Consider the following 21,237-nt stretch of genomic DNA (forward strand, 5'->3'; position numbering starts at 1 on the left):
CCGCGGCGTACCGCCTACCGCAGGCTTACCGCAGCAGCGTGACACCGAGGACCGCCCCGCGCCCGCCGGAGGGGGGCGAACCGGTGACGCGGGGCGGCCGGGTGCCGGGGAGGGCGTGGCGTCAGCCGCTCAGGGCCGCCGAGACGACCGCCTGGGCCTCCTCCTGCACCCGCGCCAGGTGCTCCGGGCCCTGGAACGACTCGGCGTACACCTTGTAGACGTCCTCGGTGCCCGAAGGGCGCGCCGCGAACCACGCGCTGGCGGTGCACACCTTGATGCCGCCGATGGGCGCGCCGTTGCCGGGCGCCTCGGTGAGGACGGCGGTGATCGGCTCGCCGGCGAGGGTGTCGGCGGTCACCTGGGCGGGGGAGAGGCGGCTCAGCGCGGCCTTCTCCTCGCGGGTGGCGGGCGCGTCGACGCGGGCGTACGCCGGTTCGCCGAAGCGGGCGGTCAGCGCGGCGTACTGCTCGCTGGGCGTGCGGCCCGTCACCGCCAGCATCTCGGAGGCGAGCAGCGCCAGCACGATGCCGTCCTTGTCGGTGGTCCATACCGAGCCGTCGCGGCGCAGGAACGACGCCCCGGCCGACTCCTCCCCGCCGAAGCCCAGCGAGCCGTCGGCCAGCCCCTCCACGAACCACTTGAAACCGACGGGCACCTCGACCAGTTCGCGTCCGAGGTCGGCGGCGACGCGGTCGATCATGCCGGAGGACACCAGGGTCTTGCCGACCCGCGCGCTCGCCGGCCACTGGTCGCGGTGGCGGAAGAGGTGGTCGATCGCCGCGGCCAGGTAGTGGTTGGGGTTCATCAGCCCGCCGTCCGGCGTCACGATGCCGTGCCGGTCGGCGTCCGCGTCGTTGCCGGTGGCGATGGCGAAGCGGTCGCGGCCCTCGATCAGCGAGGCCATGGCGTACGGGGACGAGCAGTCCATCCGGATCTTCCCGTCCCAGTCCAGCGTCATGAACCGCCACGTCGGATCGGTGTGCGGGTTCACCACCGTCAGGTCGAGCCGGTGTTCCTCGGCGATCCGCCCCCAGTACGCCACCGACGCCCCGCCGAGGGGGTCCGCGCCGATCCGTACGCCCGCGGCGCGCACGGCGTCCAGGTCCAGGACGGAGGGCAGGTCCCGCACGTACACGCCGAGGAAGTCGTACCGGCCCGTCGTGGGCGCGGCCAGCGCGCGGGCGTAGGGCAGCCGGCGCACCTCCTTCAGCCCGCCCGTGATGATCTCGTTGGCCCGCTCCTGGACCCAGCCGGTCGCCTCGGAGCCGGCCGGGCCGCCGCTCGGCGGGTTGTACTTGAACCCGCCGTCCGCCGGGGGGTTGTGCGAGGGGGTGACCACCACGCCGTCGGCCAGGCCCGAGGCGCGCCCGCGGTTGTGGGTGAGGATGGCGTGCGACACCGCGGGCGTCGGCGTGTAGCCGTCACCCGCGTCGATGAGCACGGTCACGCCGTTGGCCGCGAACACCTCGACGGCCGTCACCCGCGCGGGCTCCGACAGGGCGTGGGTGTCCGCCCCCAGGAACAGCGGCCCGTCGGTGCCCTGCCGGGCCCGGTACTCGCAGATCGCCTGGCTCGTCGCCGCGATGTGGTCCTCGTTGAACGCCGCCGCGAGGGACGACCCGCGGTGCCCCGACGTGCCGAAGGCCACCCGCTGGCCCGCCTCCGCCGGATCGGGGTGCACGGTGTAGTACGCGGTCACCAGCCGGGCCACATCGACGAGGTCCTCCGGCCGCGCCTGCTGTCCCGCGCGCTCGTTCGGCATCTGTCCACTCCTCCGCATCGGTCCCGTGTGAGCAGTACACGGACCATGATCGCCTGTCTGTCGTCTCCGGGGCGGACGCCCCTCCGTACGGACGTTCCCCTCGGACGGTGCCATCAGGCGTGCCGGGCGGGCACACGGGCGCGTCCATCACGGGACGATTCCGGGAAGTCCGCCGCCCGAGGGAGTCGCTCAGGCGCCGATGCGGAGGAGGGCGAGGGTGATGTTGTCGGGGCCGCCCGCGTCGATGGCTGCCTTCCAGAGTTCGAAGGCGGCCCGGCCGTCGTCGTACACGCGCAGCAGGGAGGCGAGGTCGTCGTCCGGTACGGGGTCGGTCAGGCCGTCGCTGCAGAGGAGGAAGCGGTCGCCGGCGGAGTGGGCGGAGGCCGTCACATGCGGGGTGACGGTGGTGAAGGCGAGGCCGCCGCCGAGTGTCTGGGTGACGGCCGACGTGGTGCGCCGCCCGGGCGGCGGGGGCGGGCTGTCGTCGGTGCTGAGTTGGCGCAGACCGTCGTCGGACATGGCGTAGACCTTGCTGTCGCCGACATTGAACACCAGCAGCGACTCCGCCAGCACCACGGCGCCCGCCACGGTGGTGCCCATGGTCAGCAGCTCCGGATCGGCGTCCGCCGCCGCGTACACCGCGCGGTTGCAGTGGGCCACCGCGTCGCGGACGGCGTCCTCGCCGTCCAGCGCGGGGCCGAGCGCGGAGAGCCGACGCACCACCAGGGCGCTCGCGACCTCGCCGGCCGGCTGGCCGCCGAGGCCGTCGGCGACCGCGACGACGAGCGGCGTGCCCAGCGGGAAGACCAGGGTCTGGGGGCTCTCCGTCACCGTGCCGCAGAGCGTCCACGGCCCGACGGCCAGGCTGTCCTCGTTGTGCTCCCGGACCAGCCCGACGTGGCTCAAGGCGGTCACCGCCGCGTACGCCACCGGGATCGCCCTCCCTTCCCTCGCCTCCCTTCCCATTGTGGCGCCGCGCGAAGGAGAGCACCGTGGTGCCATGAGCGGTGCCTTCGCGACCGCGGATGTGGCCGGGCTCGTACGGGAGCTCGGCGCACGGGCGGACCCGGCGCGCCTGCGGTGCGACGTGGAGTTCCTCGCCGAGGGGCCGCGCAGCCGCACCCGCGCGCCCGAGGCCATGCGGCGGGCCGAGGCGTACGCGGCGCGGGAGCTCGCCGCCGCGGGCTGGCGCACCGAGCGGCAGCCGTTCGACGTACGGTGCCGCCTGGGCTCCACGGACCGCCGGGGCCACCAGGCGCTCCCGCTCGAGTTCCGGCTGCACCGGCGGCTGGCCGGCGCCAACCTGCTGGCCCGTCTGCCGGGCGCCCCGTGCCGGGGGACCGTGGTCGTCGGCGCCCACCTGGACACCGTCGAGGCGAGCCCGGGCGCCGACGACAACGCCTCCGGCGTCGCCGCGCTGCTGGAGGCCGCCCGGCTCCTCGCCGGACTGCCGCAGCCGCCCCCGGTCACGCTCGCCGTCCTCGACATGGAGGAGCTCGGGCTGATCGGCGCCCGGTACGCGGCCCGGCGGCTGCGGCGCGGCCGGCGGGCCGTGGGCATGATCTGCCTGGAGTCGGTCGGGTTCTTCACGGACGAGCCCGGGAGCCAGCTGATGCCGCTGGGCTTCGAGGCGGCGTTCCCCGACGTGGCCGCCGAGGTCCGCGCCGGCGGGCTGCGCGGCGACTTCACGCTCGTGGTGCACCGCCGCGCGACGGACGCGGCGGCCCGGCTGTGGTGCCTGGCGGCCGGCGCCGGGCGGACGCCGCTGGCCTGCGTCACCCTGCGCGATCCGCGGCCGCTCGGCCCGCTGGGCGCGCTCGCCGGGGTCGTGGTGCCCCCGCTGGCCCACCTCGACCGCAGCGACCACGCGGCCTTCTGGAACGTGGGCATCCCGGCCCTGATGCTCACCAGTACGGCGAACTTCCGCAATTCCCACTACCACCAGCCCACCGACACCCCGGACACCCTCGACTACCCGCGCCTGGCTGCGGTCGCCGCCGCGACCGCAGCCACCGCCGTGTTCTGGCCCCGCTCCGTACGGGCGCGCTGACCGACGCTTCCCGGGCGCAAATTGTCGATACATCGACCACGACAGCCCGTTGGGCGCAACTGCGCGTGCCGCTCCGGAGACCCGGTTCTACGGTCGGAGCACCCTGCCCGGCTCGTGGCAGGTCCCCGAGGGAAAGGACGCCCATGTCCCGTCGTCGTACGAACTCAGGCCCCGTCGGCACACCGGCGGCCGGCCGCCGCAGGTCGCTGCTGCGGACCGCGATCGCCGCGCACGCCCTGGTGCTCCTCGTCGCCGCCGCCCCCGCCGCCGCTGCCCACGCGGCGCCCCGCGTCGACTGGGACGCCATCGCGCGGTGCGAGTCCAGCGGCAACTGGAAGGCCAACACCGGCAACGGCCACTACGGCGGCCTGCAGTTCACCCAGTCCAGCTGGGAGGCGGCCGGAGGCCGCCGGTACGCGCCCCGGGCGGATCTCGCCACCAAGAGCGAGCAGATCGCGACCGCCAAGCGGCTCGCCGCCCAGCAGGGCATGGGCGCCTGGAGCTGCGCCCACCGCGGGTAGGGGATGTCTCCCCGGTCTCGCCGGGCTCGCGGCCGGCCCCTGCTCCGCCGGGCCGGCTCGCCGTCACCACGACAAGTCGTCCATCAGCAGCTCCGCCACCGGTTGCGGTCCGCCGGTGAGAGGCTGCTCCGTCCACATCACCTTCCCCGTGGGCGTGTACCGCGTCCCCCACCGCCCCGCGAACTGCGACACCAGGTACAGCCCGCGCCCGCCCTCGTCCGTCGTCGCCGCGCGCCGCAGGTGCGGCGAGGTGCTGCTGCCGTCGGACACCTCGCAGATCAGGCTGCGCTCGCGCAGCAGCCGCACGTGGATGGGCTCGGAGCCGTACCGGATCGCGTTGGTGATCAGTTCGCTGAGCATCAGCTCCGTGGTGAACCCGATGTCGCCCAGGCCCCACGCCTCGAGCTGGCGGCCGCACGCGGCGCGCACCGGCGCGACGGCCGCCGGGTCGGCGGGCACGTCCCAGTCCGCCACCCGGTCGGGGGTCAGCAGCCGTGTGCGCGCCACCAGCAGCGCGATGTCGTCCCTGCGGTGCGGGGGCAGCATCGCGCTGAAGACGGCCTGGCAGGTCTCCTCCGCCGTCCGGTCCGCCCGGTGCCCGGCCAGCGTGTCGCACAGCAGGCGCAGGCCGGTGTCGACGTCGCGGTCGCGGTGCTCGATGAGGCCGTCGGTGTACAGCACCAGCCGGCTGCCCTCCGGCAGGCGCATCTCGGCCGTCTCGAACGGCCCGCCGCCCAGGCCCAGCGGCGGGAAGACGGGCACCGGGGGGAAGTCGACCGTCCCGTCCGGCATGACCAGCGCCGGGGCGAAGTGCCCGGCCGTCGCCACACAGCAGCGCCCGGAGACCGGGTCGTAGATGGCGTACAGGCAGGTGGCGCCCGTGATGCCGTCGCCGCCGCCGTCGCCCGACTCCTCCTCGTCGATCCGGGAGACCAGCTCGTCCAGATGGCCCAGGAGCTCGTCCGGCGGCAGGTCGAGGGCCGAGAAGTTGTGCACGGCCGTACGCAGCCGGCCCATCGTGGCGGCGGCGTGCAGGCCGTGCCCCACCACATCGCCGACCACCAGCGCGACCCGCGCGCCCGGCAGCGGGATCACGTCGAACCAGTCGCCGCCCACCCCGGCCTGCGCGGGCAGGTAGCGGTACGCCACCTCCAGCGCCTCCTGCTCGGGCAGCACCCGGGGCAGCAGGCTCCGCTGGAGCGTGACGGCCATGGTGTGCTCACGGGTGAAGCGGCGGGCGTTGTCGATGGCGACGGCGGCGCGGGCGGCCAGCTCCTCGGCGAAGGCGAGGTCCTCCTCCTCGAACCGCTCGGCCCGCTCCGCACGCCAGAAGTTGGCCATCCCCATCACCACGCCCCTGGCCTGGAGCGGCACCGCGATCAGCGAGTGGATGCCGTACGCCAGCGCCGTGTCGGCCCCCTCGGGGTCCTGGGCCCGCCAGCTGTACGCGTGCCTCAGATCCGCTTCCAGCACCGCGTGACCGCTCGCCAGCGCCGCCGCCATCGGCGTCGCCGGATCGTCGAAGCTGATCAGGTCGCCCACGGGCTGGAGCGGCGGGTCCTCGCGGATGCCGCTCACGGCCGCGCGCCGCATCTCGGTGTGCTCGTCGGTCGGCTCCTCGCCGCGCAGCACCGGGTCCAGCAGCTCCACCGTGACGAAGTCCGCGAACCGGGGGACCGCCACCTCCGACAGCTCCTCCGCGGTCCGCCGCACGTCCAGCGTGGTGCCGATCCGCACCCCCGCCTCGTACAGCAGCTTCAGCCGCTCCCGCGCCACCTCCGCCGTGCCCGACAGCGCGCGCAGCTCGGTGGTGTCGCGGAGCGTCGCGACCGTGCCGGAGGCGCCGCCGTACGGGGCGGTGGGGCGGGTGTTCACGGCCAGCAGCCGGTCGGCGGCCAGGTGCACCTCGTCGGTGACGGTACGGCCGGAGGCCAGCAGTTCCGCGATGTCCTCGTCCAGGCCCAGCTCGGTGACGCGGCGCCCCTCGGCCGCCGCGGGCAGTTCGAGCAACCTGCGCGCCTCGTCGTTGGCGAGCGTCAGGCGGCCGTCGCCGCCGATCAGGATCACGCCCTCGCGCACGGCGTGCAGGACGGCGTTGTGGTGCTCGTACATCCGGGTCATCTCGGTGGGGCCGAGGCCGTGTGTCTGGCGGCTCAGCCGCCGGCTCACCAGCGCGGAGCTGCCGACGGCGAGGGCCAGCGCGGCGGCCGCGGAGACGAGCAGCACCGGCAGGTGGCGGTTGACCGCCGCCCCGACGTTCTCGATCTCCACCCCGGCGCTCACCAGACCCACGATGGTGCCGTCCGCGTCCTCGACGGGGACGACGGCCCGGGCCGCGTCGTTCGGGGCTCCCTCGAAGATCTCCGCGAAGGGTGTGCCCCGGGTGGCCCGCTCGACCCCCTCGGCACGCGTGCCCACCAGCGATGCGTCGGTGTCGACGAGGCGCGTGCCGTCCGGCGCCATCACCACGAAGAAGTCCACGCCCGCGCCACGCCGCGCCTCCTCGGCGTGGGACCGCAAGGCCGCCGCAGGGTCCGGCGACGTCAGCGCCCGCGCGGTGCCCGGGGCGTCCGCGAAGGACTCGGCGGCGGCCAGCGACCGGCTCTTCGCCTCCTGCTCGCCGTCGCGCCGCTCCTGGAACGCCAGTGCGACCACCGCGGCGACGATCAGCAGCACCGCGACGACGACCTGGAGCAGCAGCACCTGCCCGGCCACGCTGCGGGCCCGCAGCAGGGAACGGAGCCGGGCGCCCGACACGCGCCTGGGTCGTCCGAGACGTCCGCTCATGTCCCATTTCTAGCACCGGTTCCCCGGGGGTAGCGACCGCGTGCGGCGCCGTCCGGCGGTGGTCGGGCCCGTCAGGCGGTCAGGCCGTCCGGCGGTGGTCAGGCCGTCAGCCTGCCCGGGAGCCAGCGCAGCTGGACCGCCTGCTGGAAGACGCCCCCGCCCTCGTGGTCGTTGAAGTCGTACACCTCGATGGCCTTGTCCTCGTGCGCGTACGCGTTGAACGCCGCGAACACCGTCGACGGCGGGCATGTCAGGTCCTCCAGCGCGGTCGAGAACAGCGCCGGCGCCGTGCCGCGCGCCGCGAAGTGAACCCCGTCGAAGTACGCCAGCGTCCCCGCCACCCGCTCCGCGCTGCCGCGGTGCGTCTTGAGGTACGCGGCCACCTCCCGGTACGGGTTGCGGTCGGTGATGGTCGTGGCCCGGGGGAAGTCGCACAGGAACGGCACGTCCGGCGCGATCGCCGCCAGGTCCGGGACCAGGCCCGCGACGGCCAGCGTGATCCCGCCGCCCTGGCTCTCCCCGATGACCGCGGTACGCGCCGCGTCCGCCAGCGGGTGCGACCGGGCCGCCTCCACGGCGCGTACGGCGTCCGTGAACACGCGCCGGTAGAAGAAGGCGTCCGGGTCCTCGATACCGCGGGTGAGGAAACCCGGGTACGAGGGCGCGCTGCCCACGGGGTCGGGCGTGTCGCCGACGGCCCACCCGCTGCCCTGGCCCCGCGTGTCCATCACGAAGTGCGCGAACCCGGCCGACGCCCACAGCAGGTGCGCGTGCGGCAGGCCCCGCCCGCCGCCGTAGCCGAGGAACTCCACCACCACCGGCAGCGGTTCTCGCGCGCCGGCCGGTATGACGAACCAGCCCTTGACCGGGTGGCCGCCGAATCCGGCGAAGGTGACGTCGTACACCTCGACCGTCGCCAGGTGCGCCTCGACCCGTTCGAAGCGCGCGTCGAGGGCGTGGGAGCGGGCCTCGTCGAGGGTCTTCGCCCAGAAGGCGTCGAAGTCCTCCGGCTCGGGCGAGGCGCTGCGGTAGGCGCGGAGTTCGTCGAGGGGCAGGTCGAATCGAGACATGCGGCGGCTCCACCTGGATGCGCGGGATACGGTCGTGATCACCGTACGGGGGCGGGGATGGCGAGCAGAAGCCCCTGGTCACCGGCGGATTCCACCTGTGGTGGACTGTTCGGCGCACCGAACAGGGAAAGGCGACAGGAGCCGCGTTGACCAGCCACCGCTACCGCCAGCCAGGGGTCGTCCTCACCGACCACCGCTTCACCGTCCCGCTCGACCACGGCGACCCGTCGGGCGCGCACATCGAGCTGTACGCCCGCGAAGTCGTGGCCTCCGGAATGGTGGGCGCCGACCTGCCCTGGCTCGTCTATCTGGAGGGCGGGCCCGGCTTCGGCGCCCGCCGCTTCGTCGGCGCCCAGGCGTGGCTCGGCCGCGCCGTCCAGGAGTTCCGGGTGCTGCTCCTCGACCAGCGCGGCACCGGCCGCTCCACCCCCGCCAACCGGCAGACCCTGCCCCTGCACGGCGGCCCGGCCGCCCAGGCGGACCACCTGGCGCACTACCGCGCCGACTCCATCGTGCGGGACTGCGAACTGATCCGGCACCGGCTGACGGGCGGCGCCCCCTGGACCGTGCTCGGCCAGAGCTTCGGCGGCTTCTGCGCCACCCACTACCTGTCCGCCGCCCCCGAAAGCCTGCGGACCGTCCTCATCACCGGCGGCCTGCCTTCGCTGGACGCCCGCGCCGACGACGTCTACCGCGCCGCCTACCCGCGCATGCGGCGCAAGGCCGAGGACCACTACGCCCGCTATCCGCAGGACGTCGCCCGCGCCCGCCGCATCGCCGCCCATCTCGCCGAGCACCGCACGGTCCTGCCCGGCGGCCATGTGCTGACCCCGGAGGCCTTCCAGTCGCTGGGCATCCTGCTCGGCAGCGGGGACGGCAGCCACCGCCTCCACTACCTGCTGGAGAACGCGTTCGTCCGCGGCGCCGGCGGCCCGGTCCTCTCCGACGCCTTCCAGGAGGAGGTGCGGGCGGCGCTGTCGTTCGCGGCACACCCGCTGTACGCCCTGCTGCACGAGGCGATCTACGCCCAGGGCCCCGCGCGCGGCCAGGGCCCCACGGCGTGGGCGGCCGAGCGGGTGCGCGGGGAGTTCCCGGAGTTCGACGCCGCCGAGACCCTGGCGGGCGACGGGCCGCTGCTCTTCACCGGGGAGACCATCCACCCCTGGCACTTCGACACCGACCCGGCCCTGCGGCCCCTGCGCGAGACCGCCGAGCTGCTCGCCGCCCGCGCGGACTGGACGCCGCTGTACGACGCCGAGCGCCTCGCCGCCACCACCGTGCCGGTCGCCGCCGCCGTGTACCACGACGACCTGTACGTCGACACGGCGCACTCGCTCGCCACCGCGCGGACGATCCCGGGCCTGCGGACCTGGGTGACCGACGAGTACGAACACGACGGGCTCCGCGCGAGCGGCCACCGCGTCCTGGACCGGCTCCTCGCCCTGGCGCGGGGTGAGGCCTGACGGAGCGTCGGGTCCGATCGGCGCGGCCGTATCCTGCGGCCATGAGTGATCAAACGACCGGTCGGACCACGTCCCAGCTCCAGCCCATGCCCGAGGACTGGCAGCGCGCCCTCGCCGTCGTCGCCCACCCCGACGACCTCGAATACGGGTGCGCCGCCGCCGTCGCCGCCTGGACCGACGCAGGCCGCGAGGTGACGTACGTGCTCGCGACGCGCGGTGAGGCGGGCATCGACACCATCGACCCCGCGACCTGCGGGCCGCTGCGGGAGCGGGAGCAGCGGGCGAGCGCGGCGGTCGTCGGCGTCTCGGCGGTGGAGTTCCTCGACCACAAGGACGGGGTCGTGGAGTACGGCCTCGGACTGCGCCGGGACATCGCCGCCGCGATCCGCCGCCACCGCCCCGAGCTCGTCATCACCCTCAACCACCGCGACACCTGGGGCGGTGTCGCCTGGAACACCCCGGACCACGTCGCCGTCGGCCGCGCCACGCTGGACGCGGCGGCCGACGCGGGCAACCGCTGGATCTTCCCCGAGCTCATCGAGCAGGGCCTCGAACCGTGGGACGGCGTGCGCTGGGTGGCGGTCGCCGGCTCCGCCAACCCCACCCACGCCGTGGACGCGACGCCCGGCATGGACCGCGCCGTGCGCTCGCTGCTGGAACACCGGGCGTACATCGAGGCGCTGACGGACCAGGACCCGGAGGAGTACTGCCGTACCTTCCTCGCCGGCACCGCGCAGGCCGCCGCGGCGCGGTTCGGCGGCCGCCCGGCCGTGACCTTCGAGGTCTTCGGCCGCTGACACCGCCGGGCCCCCGGTGCGCGGGTACGCCTCCGGGGGCCCACCTCTTCCCCGACCGGCAAGCGACCGCTTAGTATGCGGCCCATCGTGGTTCTGCCCGACCCCTAGTGGAGGCCCCCATGCAGGCATGGCGCGTACACCGGAACGGTGAGCCGAGCGAGGTGATGCGGCTCGAAGAGGTGGACCGGCCCACGCCCGGCGAGGGGCAGCTCCTGCTGAAGGTCCGGGCCGCGAACATCAACTTCCCGGACGCGCTGCTGTGCCGGGGCCACTACCAGGTGCGCCCGCCCCTGCCGTTCACGCCCGGCGTGGAGATCTGCGGCGAGACCGAGGACGGCCGCCGCGTGATCGCCACGCCCGCGCTGCCGTACGGCGGCCTCGCCGAGTACGCCGTCGCCGACGCGGCGGCGGTGCTGCCCGCGCCCGAGGCGCTCGACGACGCCGAGGCGGCCGCCCTGCACATCGGGTACCAGACCGGCTGGTTCGGACTGCACCGCAGGGCCGGGCTGCGGGAGGGCGAGACGCTCCTCGTCCACGCCGCCGCGGGCGGCGTCGGCAGCGCCGCCGTCCAGCTCGGCAAGGCGACCGGCGCCACCGTCATCGGTGTCGTCGGCGGCGCCGACAAGGCCGCCGTCGCGCGCGAGCTCGGCTGCGACCTCGTCATCGACCGGCGTGCCGACGACATCGTCGCGGCCGTCAAGGAGGCCACCGGCGGCCGGGGCGCCGATGTGATCTACGACCCGGTCGGCGGCGACGCCTACGCCAAGTCCGCCAAGTGCGTGGCGTTCGAAGGCCGGATCGTCGTCGTCGGCTTCGCGAGCGGCGACATCCCGGCCCCGGCCCTCAACCACGCCCTCGTCAAGAACTACTCGATCCTGGGCCTGCACTGGGGCCTGTACAACCAGAAGGACCCCGAGGCCGTCCGCCGCTGCCACGACACGCTCACCGAGTACGCCGCCAAGGGCCTGATCAAGCCGCTGATCAGCGACCGGGTCGCCTTCGCGGACGCGGCGGACGCCGTCCAGCGCGTCGCCGACGGCACGACCACCGGCCGCCTGGTCGTCCTCCCGGCCGTCACGGAAGGAGCCGCCAAGTGACCGACGCCGCCGAACTGCGCCGCCGCACCCAGGAGTTGCTGGCCGCCCACCCGCCCGCCACCACCGACCGCGCCGACTTCCTCGCGGCACGCTTCGACGCCGGGCTCGCCTGGGTCCACTACCCCGTCGGCCTCGGCGGCCTCGACGCGCCCCGCTCCCTCCAGGCCGTCGTCGACACCGAGCTCGCAGCCGCCGGAGCGCCCGACAACGACCCGCGCCGCATCGGCATCGGGCTCGGCATGGCGGCCCCGACGATCCTCGCGTACGGCACCGAGGAGCAGAAGCGCCGCTTCCTGCGGCCCCTGTGGCTGGGGGAGGAGGTCTGGTGCCAGCTCTTCAGCGAGCCCGGCGCCGGCTCCGACCTCGCCGCGCTCTCCACCCGGGCCGTCCGGGACGGGGAGGACGGCGACTGGGTGGTCAACGGGCAGAAGGTGTGGACCTCCAGCGCCCATGTGGCCCGCTGGGCGATCCTCATCGCCCGCACCGACCCCGACGTGCCCAAGCACCGCGGTATCACCTACTTCCTCTGCGACATGACCGACCCGGGCGTCGAGGTGCGGCCGCTGCGCCAGATCACCGGCGAGGCCGAGTTCAACGAGGTCTTCCTCACCGACGTCCGCATCCCCGACGCACACCGCCTCGGCGCGGTCGGCGAGGGCTGGAAGGTCGCCCAGACCACGCTCAACAACGAGCGCGTCGCCATCGGCGGTGCCCGCATCCCGCGCGAGGGCGGCATGATCGCCACCGCCGCGCGGACCTGGCGCGACCGTCCCGAGCTGCGCACCCACGACCTCCACCAGCGCCTGCTGGACCTGTGGGTCGACGCCGAGGTCGCCCGGCTCACCGGCGAGCGGCTGCGCCAGCAGCTCGCCCTGGGCCAGCCCGGCCCCGAGGGAAGCGGCATGAAGCTCGCCTTCGCCCGCCTCAACCAGGAGATCAGCGGACTGGAGGTGGAACTCCTCGGCGAGGAGGGCCTGCTGTACGGGGACTGGACCATGCGCCGCCCCGAGCACGTCGACTTCACCGGCCGCGACGCCGGCTACCGCTACCTGCGCTCCAAGGGCAACTCCATCGAGGGCGGTACGAGCGAGGTGCTGCTCAACATCGTCGCCGAGCGCGTCCTCGGCCTGCCCGCCGAGCCGCGCACCGACAAGGACGTCGCATGGAAGGACCTGGCGCGATGACGGACCTGCTGTACACCGAGGAGGAGAACGACCTGCGGGCCGCCGTACGGTCCCTCCTCGCCGACCGCGCCGACCCGGCCGCCCTGCCCGGACGCGTCGAGGAGAGCACGCCGTACGACCCCGCCCTCTGGCAGGCGCTCGCCGCCGACATGGGCGCGGCGGGGCTCCTCGTCCCCGAGAAGCTCGGCGGACAGGGCGCCACGCACCGCGAGGCCGCCGTCGTGCTGGAGGAGCTGGGCCGCGCGGTGACGCCGGTCCCGTACCTCACCAGCTCGGTCGTCGCGACCGAGACGCTGCTGGCCCTGGAGGCCCGGGACCTGCTCACCGAGCTCGCCACCGGCCGCACGGTCGCCGTGCTCGCCGTTCCGCTCGCCGCCGGGCCCGGTGACGAGCCGGGCACCACGGGGGCGGTCTCGGCGGTCGCCGACGCCGTCCGCGCCGACGTGCTGCTCGTGCCGCGCCCCGACGGGCTGTACGCGGTCGACGCCGCCGACGCCGACGTCGTACCGCAGACCCCGCTGGACCTGACCCGGCCCCTCGCCACCGTGACCGCCGACGCCGGCGGCACCCGTCTCGCGGACGCGGACGCAGCTCGGACGGCCGTCCGCCGCGGTCTGCTCGCCGGGGCCGGGCTGCTCGCCTCCGAGCAGCTGGGCGTGGCCGAGTGGTGCCTGGAGGAGACAGTGCGGCACACCCGTGAGCGCCACCAGTTCAACCGGCCCGTCGGCTCCTTCCAGGCGCTCAAGCACCGCATGGCCCAGCTGTGGCTGGACGTCGCGGGAGCGCGGGCCGCCGCCCGGGGCGCCGCCGACGCGCTCGCCACCGGCAGCCCGGACGCGCCGCTCGCCGTGGCGGTCGCCCAGGTGTACTGCTCGCGCGTCGCGGTGCGCGCCGCCGAGGAGTGCGTTCAGCTGCACGGCGGCATCGGCATGACCTGGGAGCACCCGGCGCACCTCTACCTCAAGCGCGCCAAGGCCGACCAGACCGCCTACGGTTCGGCGGGGCACCACAAGCGCATCCTCGCCGAGCTGGTGGATCTCCCGGCGCCCGGGGCGGCCGGGTAAGGACCGCGGTATGCGCCCACCCCTCTACATGATGTTTAATTGCGAATCGCTCGCAACAACATCCGATCTTCAAGAGGGGTGCGGACCATGACCGCCCGATCGATACGCGCCATACGCGGCACGGCCGTCGCGACGCTGGCCGGGGCCCTGGCCCTCACCGCGGCGGCCTGCTCGAACCCCGTCCCCGACGCCAAGCTCCACGGCGCCGGGGACAGCGCGGTCGTCGGCATCGCGTACGAGCCCGAGACGCTCAGCCCCCTCCTCGGCTACGGCAAGGACGGCAACTCCAAGATCTTCGACGGGCTGCTCGCCTTCGACGGCGACATGAAGCTCACGCCCGCCCTCGCGGCCGCGCTGCCCGAGGTGAGCGCCGACGGTCTGACGTACACGTACAAGCTCCGCAAGGGCGTCACCTTCAGCGACGGCAAGCCGTTCGGCGCCAAGGACGTCGTCTTCACGTACCGCACCATCCTCGACGCGAAGACCAACAACCCCTCGAAGACCGAGCTCGACGCTCTCAAGGACGTCAAGGCGGTCGGCGACGACACCGTCGTCTTCACGCTCAAGTACCCGTACGCGCCCTTCGCCCAGCGCACGGTCCTCGCCATCGCCCCCGAGCACATCGCCGCGCAGCAGGACGTCAACTCCGGCCCCTTCACCACCAAGCCCATCGGCACCGGCCCGTACATCCTCACCGGCTGGTCCAAGGGCGAGAAGCTCAGCTTCAAGGCCAACCCGCACTACTGGGGCGGCGCGCCGAAGGTGAAGAAGTTCACCATGGCGATCATCAAGGACGACGACGTCCGCGCCACCCGCCTGCGCTCCGGCGACCTCGACGGCGCGATCCTGCCGCCCAACCTCGCCAAGGGCTTCAAGAGCGACGGCGGCAAGAAGACGTACGAGGCCACGACGTACGACTACCGGACCGTGACCCTGCCCACCCACAACAAGGTCACCGGCGACACCGCGATCCGCCGCGCCCTCGACGTCGCCGTCGACCGGCAGGCCATGGTCGACAAGATCCTCGAAGGCGCCGGGAAGCCCGCCTACGGCCCGGTCCCCACCGACAGCGAGTGGTTCACCAAGGGCACCGAGCGCCCCCACGACCTGGGGCGGGCGAAGAAGATCCTCGACGAGGCGGGCTGGAAGCCCGGCCCCGACGGCATCCGCGTCAAGGACGGCGTCCGCGCCGCCTTCCCGCTCTGGTACCTCTCCGGCGACAAGCTCCGCCAGGACCACGCCCTCGCGTACGCCTCCGACGCCAAGAAGGCCGGCATCGACATCACCACCCAGGCCGGTACGTGGGAGGTCATCCAGCCGCGCATGAAGCAGGACGCGGTCCTCGCGGGCGGCGGATCGCCCGGCGACCCCGACTTCGACCAGTACCTGCTGCTGAAGTCCTCCCTCGGCGGCGACGGCTTCAACAACATGGCCTGGTACGACAACCCGGTCGTCGACAAGGCCCTGGGCGACGGCCGCAAGACCAACGACAAGGCCGCCCGGAAGGCCGCGTACGACACCGTCCAGCGCGAGCTGGTGAAGAACCCCGGCTACACCTTCCTCACCCACATCGACCACGTGTACGTCCTCAACACCTTCTGGGACGGCCTGTCCACGCAGGTCGAGCCGCACGACCACGGCCTCGCCGCCGGCCCCTGGTGGAACGTCGAGGACTGGACCCCGAAGAAGTGACCGTGAAGCAGGCCGGCCGCCGCCTCCCCTGGGGGGCGATGGCCCGGATGGCGGGACGGCGCGCCCTGTTCGCCGTCCCCGTCCTCCTCGTCGTGACGTTCGGCGTCTTCGCCGTCGCCGCCGCCTCCCCCTTCGACCCCGTCAAGGCGTACGCCGGTACCGCCGGACTCACCGCCTCCCAGGAGAACCTCGACCAGCTGCGCGCCAACCTCGGCGTCGACCAGCCGCTCGTCCCGCGCTGGTGGCACTGGCTCACCGGCGCCGTCACCGGCGACCTCGGCGACTCCAGCGTCATGCGCCAACCCGTCGCCGACGTCATCGGCGCACGCATCGGCTGGTCCGTGCTCCTCGCCGCCACCGCCTTCGCCGTCGCCATCCTGCTCGGCACGGGCCTCGGCGTGCTGGCGGCCCGGCGGCAGGGCGGATGGCTCGACCGGTGCGCCACCTCCGCCGCGTACACCCTGGAAGCCGCGCCCGCCTTCTGGCTCGGGCTGCTCGCCATCTGGTTCTTCGCCCTCGAACTGGGCGTCCTGCCGGCCGGCGGGCTCACCGACACCGCCAGCGACACCGTCACCTTCGGGCAGGTCGCCTCCCACCTGGTGCTGCCCGCGCTCGTGCTGGGCGTCTCCCAGCTGCCGTGGTTCTTCCTGTACGTACGCCAAGGCGTCGCCGACGCGCTCGACGAGGACCCGGTGCGCGGGGCACGCGCACGCGGCCTCGGCGAGCGGACCGTGCTGCTCGGGCACGCGCTGCGCTCCGGCATGCTGCCGATGCTCACCCTCATCGGCTCCCGCGTGCCCGAGCTCATCACCGGCGCGCTGCTCGTCGAGACCGTCTTCAGCTGGCCGGGCATCGCCGCCGCGACCGTCCAGGCCGCCACCTCCGTCGACTTCCCGCTGCTCGCCGCGCTCACCGTGCTCGCCACGGCGGCGGTACTGCTCGGCAACCTCCTGTCCGACCTGCTGTACGGACTCGCCGACCCGAGGGTGGGTTTCGATGGCTGATCTCGTGTGGCGCTCCCACGGGCGCACCCGCCGCTCCACCCGGGCCGTCCGGATCACCGTCTCCGCCGTGATCGTCGCGGCGGTCGTCCTCGCCGTGCTGGTCGTACCGCCGCTCGTCCGGCTCGACCAGCAGGCCGTCGACCTGTCGCTGAAGCTCCAGCCGCCCTCCTGGGCGCACCCGTTCGGCACCGACGACGTCGGCCGCGACCTGCTGCTGCGCTGCGTGTACGGGCTGCGCGTCTCGCTGCTCGTCGGGCTCGTCGCGGCGCTCGTCGCCACCGTCATCGGCACGGCCGTGGGCGCGGCCGCCGCCGCCTTCGGCGGCTGGACCGACCGGCTCCTGATGCGGCTCGTCGACACCTTCGCGTCCGTACCGCACCTGCTGCTCGGCATCTTCATCGTGGCGATGTTCCGCCCGGGCGTGTGGCCCGTCATCGTCTCCGTCGCGCTCACGCACTGGCTGTCCACCGCCCGGATCGTCCGCTCCGAGGTGCTGTCGCTGCGCTCGCGCCCGTACATCGACGCCGCCGTCTCCGGCGGCGCCTCGCGGTGGCGCGTGACCGTCCGGCACCTGCTGCCCGCCGTGCTGCCGCAGGCGGGCCTCGCCGCCGTGCTGATGGTGCCGCACGCCATGTGGCACGAGTCGGCGCTGTCCTTCCTGGGGCTCGGGCTGCCGCCCCACCAGGCGAGCCTCGGCAACCTCGTGCAGACGGCACGCGGTTCGCTGCTGGCCGGCGACTGGTGGCCGACGCTCTTCCCCGGGCTGTTCCTGATCATCCCGACTCTCGCCATCGCCGGCCTCGCCGGTGCCTGGCGGGAACGGCTCAACCCGCGCCGCCGATCGGAGCTGATGCTGTGAGCCCCGCTCCTCTTCCCGTCCTCTCCGTACGGGAGATGTCCGTACGCTTCCGGATGCGCGGCGGCCGCCACATCGCCGCCGTCAGCGGCGCGAGCTTCGACCTCGCGGCGGGGGAGTGCCTCGCCCTCGTCGGCGAGAGCGGCTGCGGCAAGTCCGTCCTCGCCTCCGCCCTGCTCGGCCTGCTGCCGGGCAACGCCCAGACCTCCGGCACGGCGACGATCGACGGCATCGACCTCCTCGCGGCCGACGAGCGGACCCTGGCCCGCAGGGTACGGGGCCGGCGCATCGGCCTCGTACCGCAGTCCCCGGCCGCGCACCTCACGCCCGTACGCACCGTCCGGGCACAGCTGGAGGAGACCCTGCGCGAACTGACCGCCACGCCCCGGGCGGACCTCCGCGCGGCGGCCGTCGCGGCGGCGAAGCGGGCCTCCTTCCCGCCGGACCTCCTGGACCACCATCCGCACGAGCTCTCCGGCGGCCAGGCCCAGCGCGCCGCCACCGCCCTCGCGCTCGTCGGGGACGCGCCGCTGCTGCTCGCCGACGAGCCGACCACCGGCCTCGACCGCGACCTGGTCGACCGCACGGTGGACGAACTGCGCCGCCACGCCGACGAGGGCCGCGCGCTGATGATGATCACCCACGACCTGGCGGCGGCCGAGCGCATCGCCGACCGGGTCGCCGTGATGTACGCCGGGCGGATCGTGGAACTCGCCGACGCCGAGCGCTTCTTCGGCGACCCCGGCCCCCGCCACCCGTACGCGCGGGGCCTGCTCGCCGCGCTCCCCGAGCGGGACTTCACCCCCGTCCCCGGCCTGCCCCCGGAGCTGGGCGCCCTGCCCGACGGCTGCGCCTTCGCCACCCGCTGCGAGCGCGCCACCGACGCCTGCGCTGCGGTGCCGCGCTTCACGAACGGCGTCGCCTGCCACCACGCCCACCCCACCCACGTCGCCGAGGAGCCGACCCGTGCTTGAACTCGACGCCGTCACCGCCGGCTACGACCCGCGCAGGCCCGTCTTCCGTGGCGCCTCGCTGACCCTCGCGCCCGGCGAGTCCGTCGGCCTCCTCGGCCCCAGCGGCTGCGGCAAGTCGACCCTCGCGCGGGTGGCCGCCCTGCTGCACCGCCCGGACGCGGGCCGCGTCACCGTCGACGGCGAGCCCGTACGCGGCTGGCGCCACCGCGCGCCGCGCGAGCTGCGCACCGCGATCGGCGTCGTCTTCCAGCAGCCCCGCCTGTCCGCGGACCCCCGCCTGCGGTTGCGCGACCTGATCGCCGAGCCGCTGCGCGCGACCGGCCGCCGCGCCGAGGCGGAGAGCCGCACGGCCGAGCTGGCCCGCACGGTCGGCCTCACCGACGACCTGCTCGCCCGCCGCCCCCACGAGGTCAGCGACGGCCAGCTCCAGCGTGCCTGCCTCGCCCGCGCCCTCGTCCTGCGCCCGCGCTGGCTGATCTGCGACGAGATGACCGCGATGCTCGACGCCTCCACGACCGCCGCGCTGGTCGCCGTCGTCGAGTCGTACCGCCGTGAGCACGGTGCCGGACTCCTCGCCGTCGGCCACGACCGGGTGCTGTTGGAACGCTGGTGCGACCGTACGGCCCAGTGGGCGGAATGCGTGCGTGAAGAGTGACCACGCCCGTGTGATCTGCGGAGATCGGGGCAGGCGCGCCCCCATGACCGACACCCCCTGGCCCGGTGCGTGGGACACCGACGGCACCCTCGACGAGCTGGCGCGGCTGCGCGACCAGGTGCGGCACCTGCGCGCCCAGGCCCGCAACCGACCCCTGATCGCCCAGGCTCAGGGCATCCTCCGCGAGCGCTACCGGCTGGCGGACGCGGAGGCCGCGTTCGCGCTGATGCAGCACGCGTCGCAGCGCTTCAACGTCAAGCTGCGCACCCTCGCCGGGGCCGTGGTGCGGCTGGAGCGGCCGGACCACGGGGCGGAGCGGTGGTTCCCGGGCCGGGCCCGGCGCCCCGCCCCGAGCCTGGATCTGCTCGCCATCGACGACGCGGCGCGCGCGAACCGCGGTGCCGTGCTCCAGGCCACGCTCTCGCAGGCGCTGGCGGTCACCGCCACGGACATGGGCAACGTGCAGATCGGGGACCACACCACGGGCGGGCTGTGGCTGGAGAAGCACGCGGGGCTGAGCGAGGACTTCGTCAGCTTCTTCCAGTACGTCGGCGAGGACGGCACCGCCTGTTCGCGGGCGGCGCAGGACCTGACGCAGGTCACCGTCCGCGACGTCTCCACGGCCCCGGTGTTCACGGAGGACGCCCGCCAGGCCGTCCTCGACGCGGGCAGCCGCTCCGTGCACAGCGTGCCCCTGGTGAGCGACGGCCGTTGCGTCGGGATGGTCTCGGCCCATTTCGCCCGCCCCATTCAGGAGCTCCACGCCGCCCAGCTCAAGGCCCTCGACCGGACGGGCCGCCAGGTGGGGCGCTGGCTGGACTGGTACGACCGCACGGTGGTCCTCGACGCACTCGAGTACCTGCACGCCGTGGCCCGTCGCCCCGGTATGACGCGCGCCCGGCGCCGGTGAGAACGCTCGCGCAGGCGGCGTATCGGCCAACTGTGCGCGAGGCCGGACCGGTTGAGAGGCGCGGGCCGCATACTCGGTCCCGTCCCATCACTGCCCCCGGGAGGCCCCCATGGCGCCGCTGTCCCGCCGGTCCGCCGTCGCCGCCTTCGCCATGCTGGCCGCTACGACCGGCACATCCCTCGCCCTGCCCGCACCGCGGGCCGCCGCCGCTGCACGCACGGCGCCCGTCAGGCCCCTGCGCCGCGCCCACGCGCACAACGACTACCTCCACCGGCGCCCGCTCCACGACGCCCTCGCGCACGGCTTCACCAGCGTCGAGGCGGACGTCTTCCTGGTCGGCGGCGACCTCCTCGTCGCCCACGAGCCCGCACAGCTCGACCCCACCCGTACGCTCCGCTCCCTCTACCTCGACCCGCTGCTCGCCCGCGTCGGAGCCAACCACGGGACGGTGTACGCGGGGCACCGCATGCCCGTGCAGCTGCTCATCGACATCAAGGCGGACGGCGCGGCCGCCTACCGGGCACTGCACCGCCAACTCGTTCCGTACCGGCGCATGCTGAGCAGCTGCGCACACGGCACCGTACGGCCCGGCGCCGTCACGGCCGTCATATCGGGCGACCGCGCGGCCCGCACTCCCATGGAGGCGCAGCGCGTGCGGTACGCCTTCTACGACGGCCGCCCGGACGACCTCGGCACCACCGCCCCGGCCTCCTTCGTCCCGCTGATCAGCGCCAACTGGAACCAGAGCTTCACCTGGCAGGGCACCGGCCCCTTCCCCGACGCCGAACGGGCCCGGCTCCACGCCCTCGTCACGGCCGCCCACCGGGCCGGACAACGCGTCCGCTTCTGGGCCACGCCCGACCGCCCGGGACCGGCCCGCGACGCCCTGTGGACGGAGCTCCTCGCGGCCCGCGTCGACCACCTGAACACCGACGACCTCGCCGGGCTCGCGGCCTTCCTGCGGCGCACGGACGCCGGCACGGACGGTGGCACGGACGGCGGCGGGGCCGCCGCCGGGGGCGTGTAACGGGTCGCGGCCCGTTCATACCCGTTCGGCCGACATGCCGTACGGCCGTCCGGCGCCCCCGCTCCGCCAGACTGGCCGCCGAATGCCGCACAACGGGCGCGGCAACTGGCCGAGGAGGGCGACACATGGCCGTATCCGTCTCCGTGGTGCTGCTTTTGCTGGTCCTGGCGGTGATCTTCCTGCGCAACGGAGGTCTGAAGCTGTCGCACGCGCTGGTCTGCGCCCTGCTCGGGTTCTTCATGGCGAGCACCAGCCTGGCGCCGACCATCTACAACGGCGTCTCGGCCACGGCCGATGTCGTCAGCAGCCTCAAGCCGTAGACCG

The 21,237-nt window shown here is 74.4% G+C and carries 19 protein-coding genes; 15 read left to right on the top strand and 4 right to left on the bottom strand.

Translation table 11 applies throughout. The annotated features are described in order from the left end of the window. Positions 1-121: 121 nt before the first annotated feature. Both pgm and ACIRNI_RS22105 read right to left on the bottom strand, forming a co-directional pair. Entirely contained in the window at positions 122-1,762 is a 1,641-nt protein-coding gene (gene pgm / locus ACIRNI_RS22100) for a phosphoglucomutase (alpha-D-glucose-1,6-bisphosphate-dependent) (protein WP_403553481.1), read from the bottom strand. Between the two features lie 189 nt (positions 1,763-1,951). Next, positions 1,952-2,692, bottom strand: coding sequence for a PP2C family protein-serine/threonine phosphatase (locus ACIRNI_RS22105; protein WP_403553483.1), 741 nt, complete (start codon positions 2,690-2,692; stop codon positions 1,952-1,954). A 70-nt stretch (positions 2,693-2,762) separates the two neighbouring features. Here ACIRNI_RS22105 and ACIRNI_RS22110 point away from each other — a divergent pair, with 70 nt between their 5' ends. Together ACIRNI_RS22110 and ACIRNI_RS22115 are read left to right on the top strand one after the other, a co-directional pair. Beyond that, positions 2,763-3,812 (top strand): M28 family peptidase, encoded by a 1,050-nt coding sequence (locus ACIRNI_RS22110; RefSeq protein WP_403553485.1) that lies wholly within the window; start codon positions 2,763-2,765, stop codon positions 3,810-3,812. Between the two features lie 143 nt (positions 3,813-3,955). After that, positions 3,956-4,333 (top strand): transglycosylase family protein, encoded by a 378-nt coding sequence (locus ACIRNI_RS22115; RefSeq protein ID WP_403553487.1) that lies wholly within the window; start codon positions 3,956-3,958, stop codon positions 4,331-4,333. Between the two features lie 63 nt (positions 4,334-4,396). On the opposite strand, the gene ACIRNI_RS22120 is transcribed toward ACIRNI_RS22115, so the two are convergent. Together ACIRNI_RS22120 and ACIRNI_RS22125 are read right to left on the bottom strand one after the other, a co-directional pair. Then, the gene (locus ACIRNI_RS22120) at positions 4,397-7,120 is read right to left on the bottom strand and encodes a SpoIIE family protein phosphatase (protein WP_403553489.1); all 2,724 of its coding nucleotides are present in this window, start codon (positions 7,118-7,120) and stop codon (positions 4,397-4,399) included. A gap of 98 nt (positions 7,121-7,218) precedes the next feature. Next, entirely contained in the window at positions 7,219-8,190 is a 972-nt protein-coding gene (locus ACIRNI_RS22125; RefSeq protein ID WP_403553491.1) for an acetylxylan esterase, read from the bottom strand. 146 nt (positions 8,191-8,336) lie between these two features. Between ACIRNI_RS22125 and ACIRNI_RS22130 the strand changes: the two genes are divergently transcribed. The 13 genes from ACIRNI_RS22130 (at position 8,337) to ACIRNI_RS22190 (ending at position 21,233) form a co-directional block, all read left to right on the top strand. After that, positions 8,337-9,653, top strand: a complete 1,317-nt coding sequence (locus ACIRNI_RS22130) for an alpha/beta fold hydrolase (protein WP_403553493.1) — start codon at positions 8,337-8,339, stop codon at positions 9,651-9,653. Positions 9,654-9,694: 41 nt separating this feature from the next. Further along, entirely contained in the window at positions 9,695-10,450 is a 756-nt protein-coding gene (locus tag ACIRNI_RS22135) for a PIG-L deacetylase family protein (RefSeq protein WP_403553495.1), read from the top strand. A gap of 119 nt (positions 10,451-10,569) precedes the next feature. Beyond that, positions 10,570-11,547: an NADPH:quinone oxidoreductase family protein gene (locus tag ACIRNI_RS22140; RefSeq protein ID WP_403553497.1), complete on the top strand. Its 978-nt coding sequence runs from the start codon at positions 10,570-10,572 to the stop codon at positions 11,545-11,547. After that, positions 11,544-12,731 (top strand): acyl-CoA dehydrogenase family protein, encoded by a 1,188-nt coding sequence (locus ACIRNI_RS22145; protein ID WP_403553499.1) that lies wholly within the window; start codon positions 11,544-11,546, stop codon positions 12,729-12,731. Before ACIRNI_RS22140 ends, ACIRNI_RS22145 begins: the two co-directional genes overlap by 4 nt. Then, complete coding sequence (locus tag ACIRNI_RS22150; RefSeq protein ID WP_403553501.1) at positions 12,710-13,795, top strand: acyl-CoA dehydrogenase family protein; 1,086 nt, start codon at positions 12,710-12,712, stop codon at positions 13,793-13,795. The genes ACIRNI_RS22145 and ACIRNI_RS22150 overlap by 22 nt, the downstream gene beginning before the upstream one ends. Before the next feature lie 87 nt (positions 13,796-13,882). After that, positions 13,883-15,487, top strand: a complete 1,605-nt coding sequence (locus ACIRNI_RS22155) for an ABC transporter substrate-binding protein (RefSeq protein WP_403553503.1) — start codon at positions 13,883-13,885, stop codon at positions 15,485-15,487. 38 nt (positions 15,488-15,525) lie between these two features. Next, on the top strand, positions 15,526-16,491 hold the full coding sequence (locus tag ACIRNI_RS22160) for an ABC transporter permease (protein WP_403553769.1): 966 nt from the start codon (positions 15,526-15,528) through the stop codon (positions 16,489-16,491). Further along, positions 16,484-17,350 carry an ABC transporter permease gene (locus ACIRNI_RS22165; RefSeq protein ID WP_403553505.1) on the top strand — a complete coding sequence of 289 codons (867 nt, stop codon included), beginning with the start codon at positions 16,484-16,486 and terminating at the stop codon, positions 17,348-17,350. The genes ACIRNI_RS22160 and ACIRNI_RS22165 overlap by 8 nt, the downstream gene beginning before the upstream one ends. A gap of 35 nt (positions 17,351-17,385) precedes the next feature. Next, positions 17,386-18,321: an ABC transporter ATP-binding protein gene (locus ACIRNI_RS22170; protein ID WP_403553771.1), complete on the top strand. Its 936-nt coding sequence runs from the start codon at positions 17,386-17,388 to the stop codon at positions 18,319-18,321. Continuing rightward, positions 18,314-18,976 carry an ABC transporter ATP-binding protein gene (locus tag ACIRNI_RS22175; RefSeq protein WP_403553507.1) on the top strand — a complete coding sequence of 221 codons (663 nt, stop codon included), beginning with the start codon at positions 18,314-18,316 and terminating at the stop codon, positions 18,974-18,976. The genes ACIRNI_RS22170 and ACIRNI_RS22175 overlap by 8 nt, the downstream gene beginning before the upstream one ends. 43 nt (positions 18,977-19,019) lie before the next feature. Further along, positions 19,020-19,886, top strand: a complete 867-nt coding sequence (locus ACIRNI_RS22180; RefSeq protein ID WP_403553509.1) for an ANTAR domain-containing protein — start codon at positions 19,020-19,022, stop codon at positions 19,884-19,886. A gap of 109 nt (positions 19,887-19,995) precedes the next feature. Then, positions 19,996-20,913 carry a phosphatidylinositol-specific phospholipase C/glycerophosphodiester phosphodiesterase family protein gene (locus tag ACIRNI_RS22185; RefSeq protein ID WP_403553511.1) on the top strand — a complete coding sequence of 306 codons (918 nt, stop codon included), beginning with the start codon at positions 19,996-19,998 and terminating at the stop codon, positions 20,911-20,913. A gap of 125 nt (positions 20,914-21,038) precedes the next feature. After that, complete coding sequence (locus tag ACIRNI_RS22190; RefSeq protein ID WP_355361474.1) at positions 21,039-21,233, top strand: hypothetical protein; 195 nt, start codon at positions 21,039-21,041, stop codon at positions 21,231-21,233. Positions 21,234-21,237 lie beyond the last annotated feature (4 nt).

The sequence above is a fragment of the Streptomyces sp. NPDC093546 genome, assembly GCF_044765045.1.
Lineage (GTDB): Bacteria > Actinomycetota > Actinomycetes > Streptomycetales > Streptomycetaceae > Streptomyces.

Coding starts and splice junctions, on each gene's coding strand:
- ACIRNI_RS22110 (WP_403553485.1), top strand. CDS start 2,763: ATGAGCGGTGCCTTCGCGACCGCGGATGTGGCCGGGCTCGTACGGGAG.
- ACIRNI_RS22155 (WP_403553503.1), top strand. CDS start 13,883: ATGACCGCCCGATCGATACGCGCCATACGCGGCACGGCCGTCGCGACG.
- pgm (WP_403553481.1), bottom strand. CDS start 1,762: ATGCCGAACGAGCGCGCGGGACAGCAGGCGCGGCCGGAGGACCTCGTC.
- ACIRNI_RS22185 (WP_403553511.1), top strand. CDS start 19,996: ATGGCGCCGCTGTCCCGCCGGTCCGCCGTCGCCGCCTTCGCCATGCTG.
- ACIRNI_RS22150 (WP_403553501.1), top strand. CDS start 12,710: ATGGAAGGACCTGGCGCGATGACGGACCTGCTGTACACCGAGGAGGAG.
- ACIRNI_RS22190 (WP_355361474.1), top strand. CDS start 21,039: ATGGCCGTATCCGTCTCCGTGGTGCTGCTTTTGCTGGTCCTGGCGGTG.
- ACIRNI_RS22165 (WP_403553505.1), top strand. CDS start 16,484: ATGGCTGATCTCGTGTGGCGCTCCCACGGGCGCACCCGCCGCTCCACC.
- ACIRNI_RS22160 (WP_403553769.1), top strand. CDS start 15,526: ATGGCCCGGATGGCGGGACGGCGCGCCCTGTTCGCCGTCCCCGTCCTC.
- ACIRNI_RS22180 (WP_403553509.1), top strand. CDS start 19,020: ATGACCGACACCCCCTGGCCCGGTGCGTGGGACACCGACGGCACCCTC.
- ACIRNI_RS22135 (WP_403553495.1), top strand. CDS start 9,695: ATGAGTGATCAAACGACCGGTCGGACCACGTCCCAGCTCCAGCCCATG.
- ACIRNI_RS22140 (WP_403553497.1), top strand. CDS start 10,570: ATGCAGGCATGGCGCGTACACCGGAACGGTGAGCCGAGCGAGGTGATG.
- ACIRNI_RS22125 (WP_403553491.1), bottom strand. CDS start 8,190: ATGTCTCGATTCGACCTGCCCCTCGACGAACTCCGCGCCTACCGCAGC.
- ACIRNI_RS22120 (WP_403553489.1), bottom strand. CDS start 7,120: ATGAGCGGACGTCTCGGACGACCCAGGCGCGTGTCGGGCGCCCGGCTC.
- ACIRNI_RS22115 (WP_403553487.1), top strand. CDS start 3,956: ATGTCCCGTCGTCGTACGAACTCAGGCCCCGTCGGCACACCGGCGGCC.
- ACIRNI_RS22170 (WP_403553771.1), top strand. CDS start 17,386: ATGTCCGTACGCTTCCGGATGCGCGGCGGCCGCCACATCGCCGCCGTC.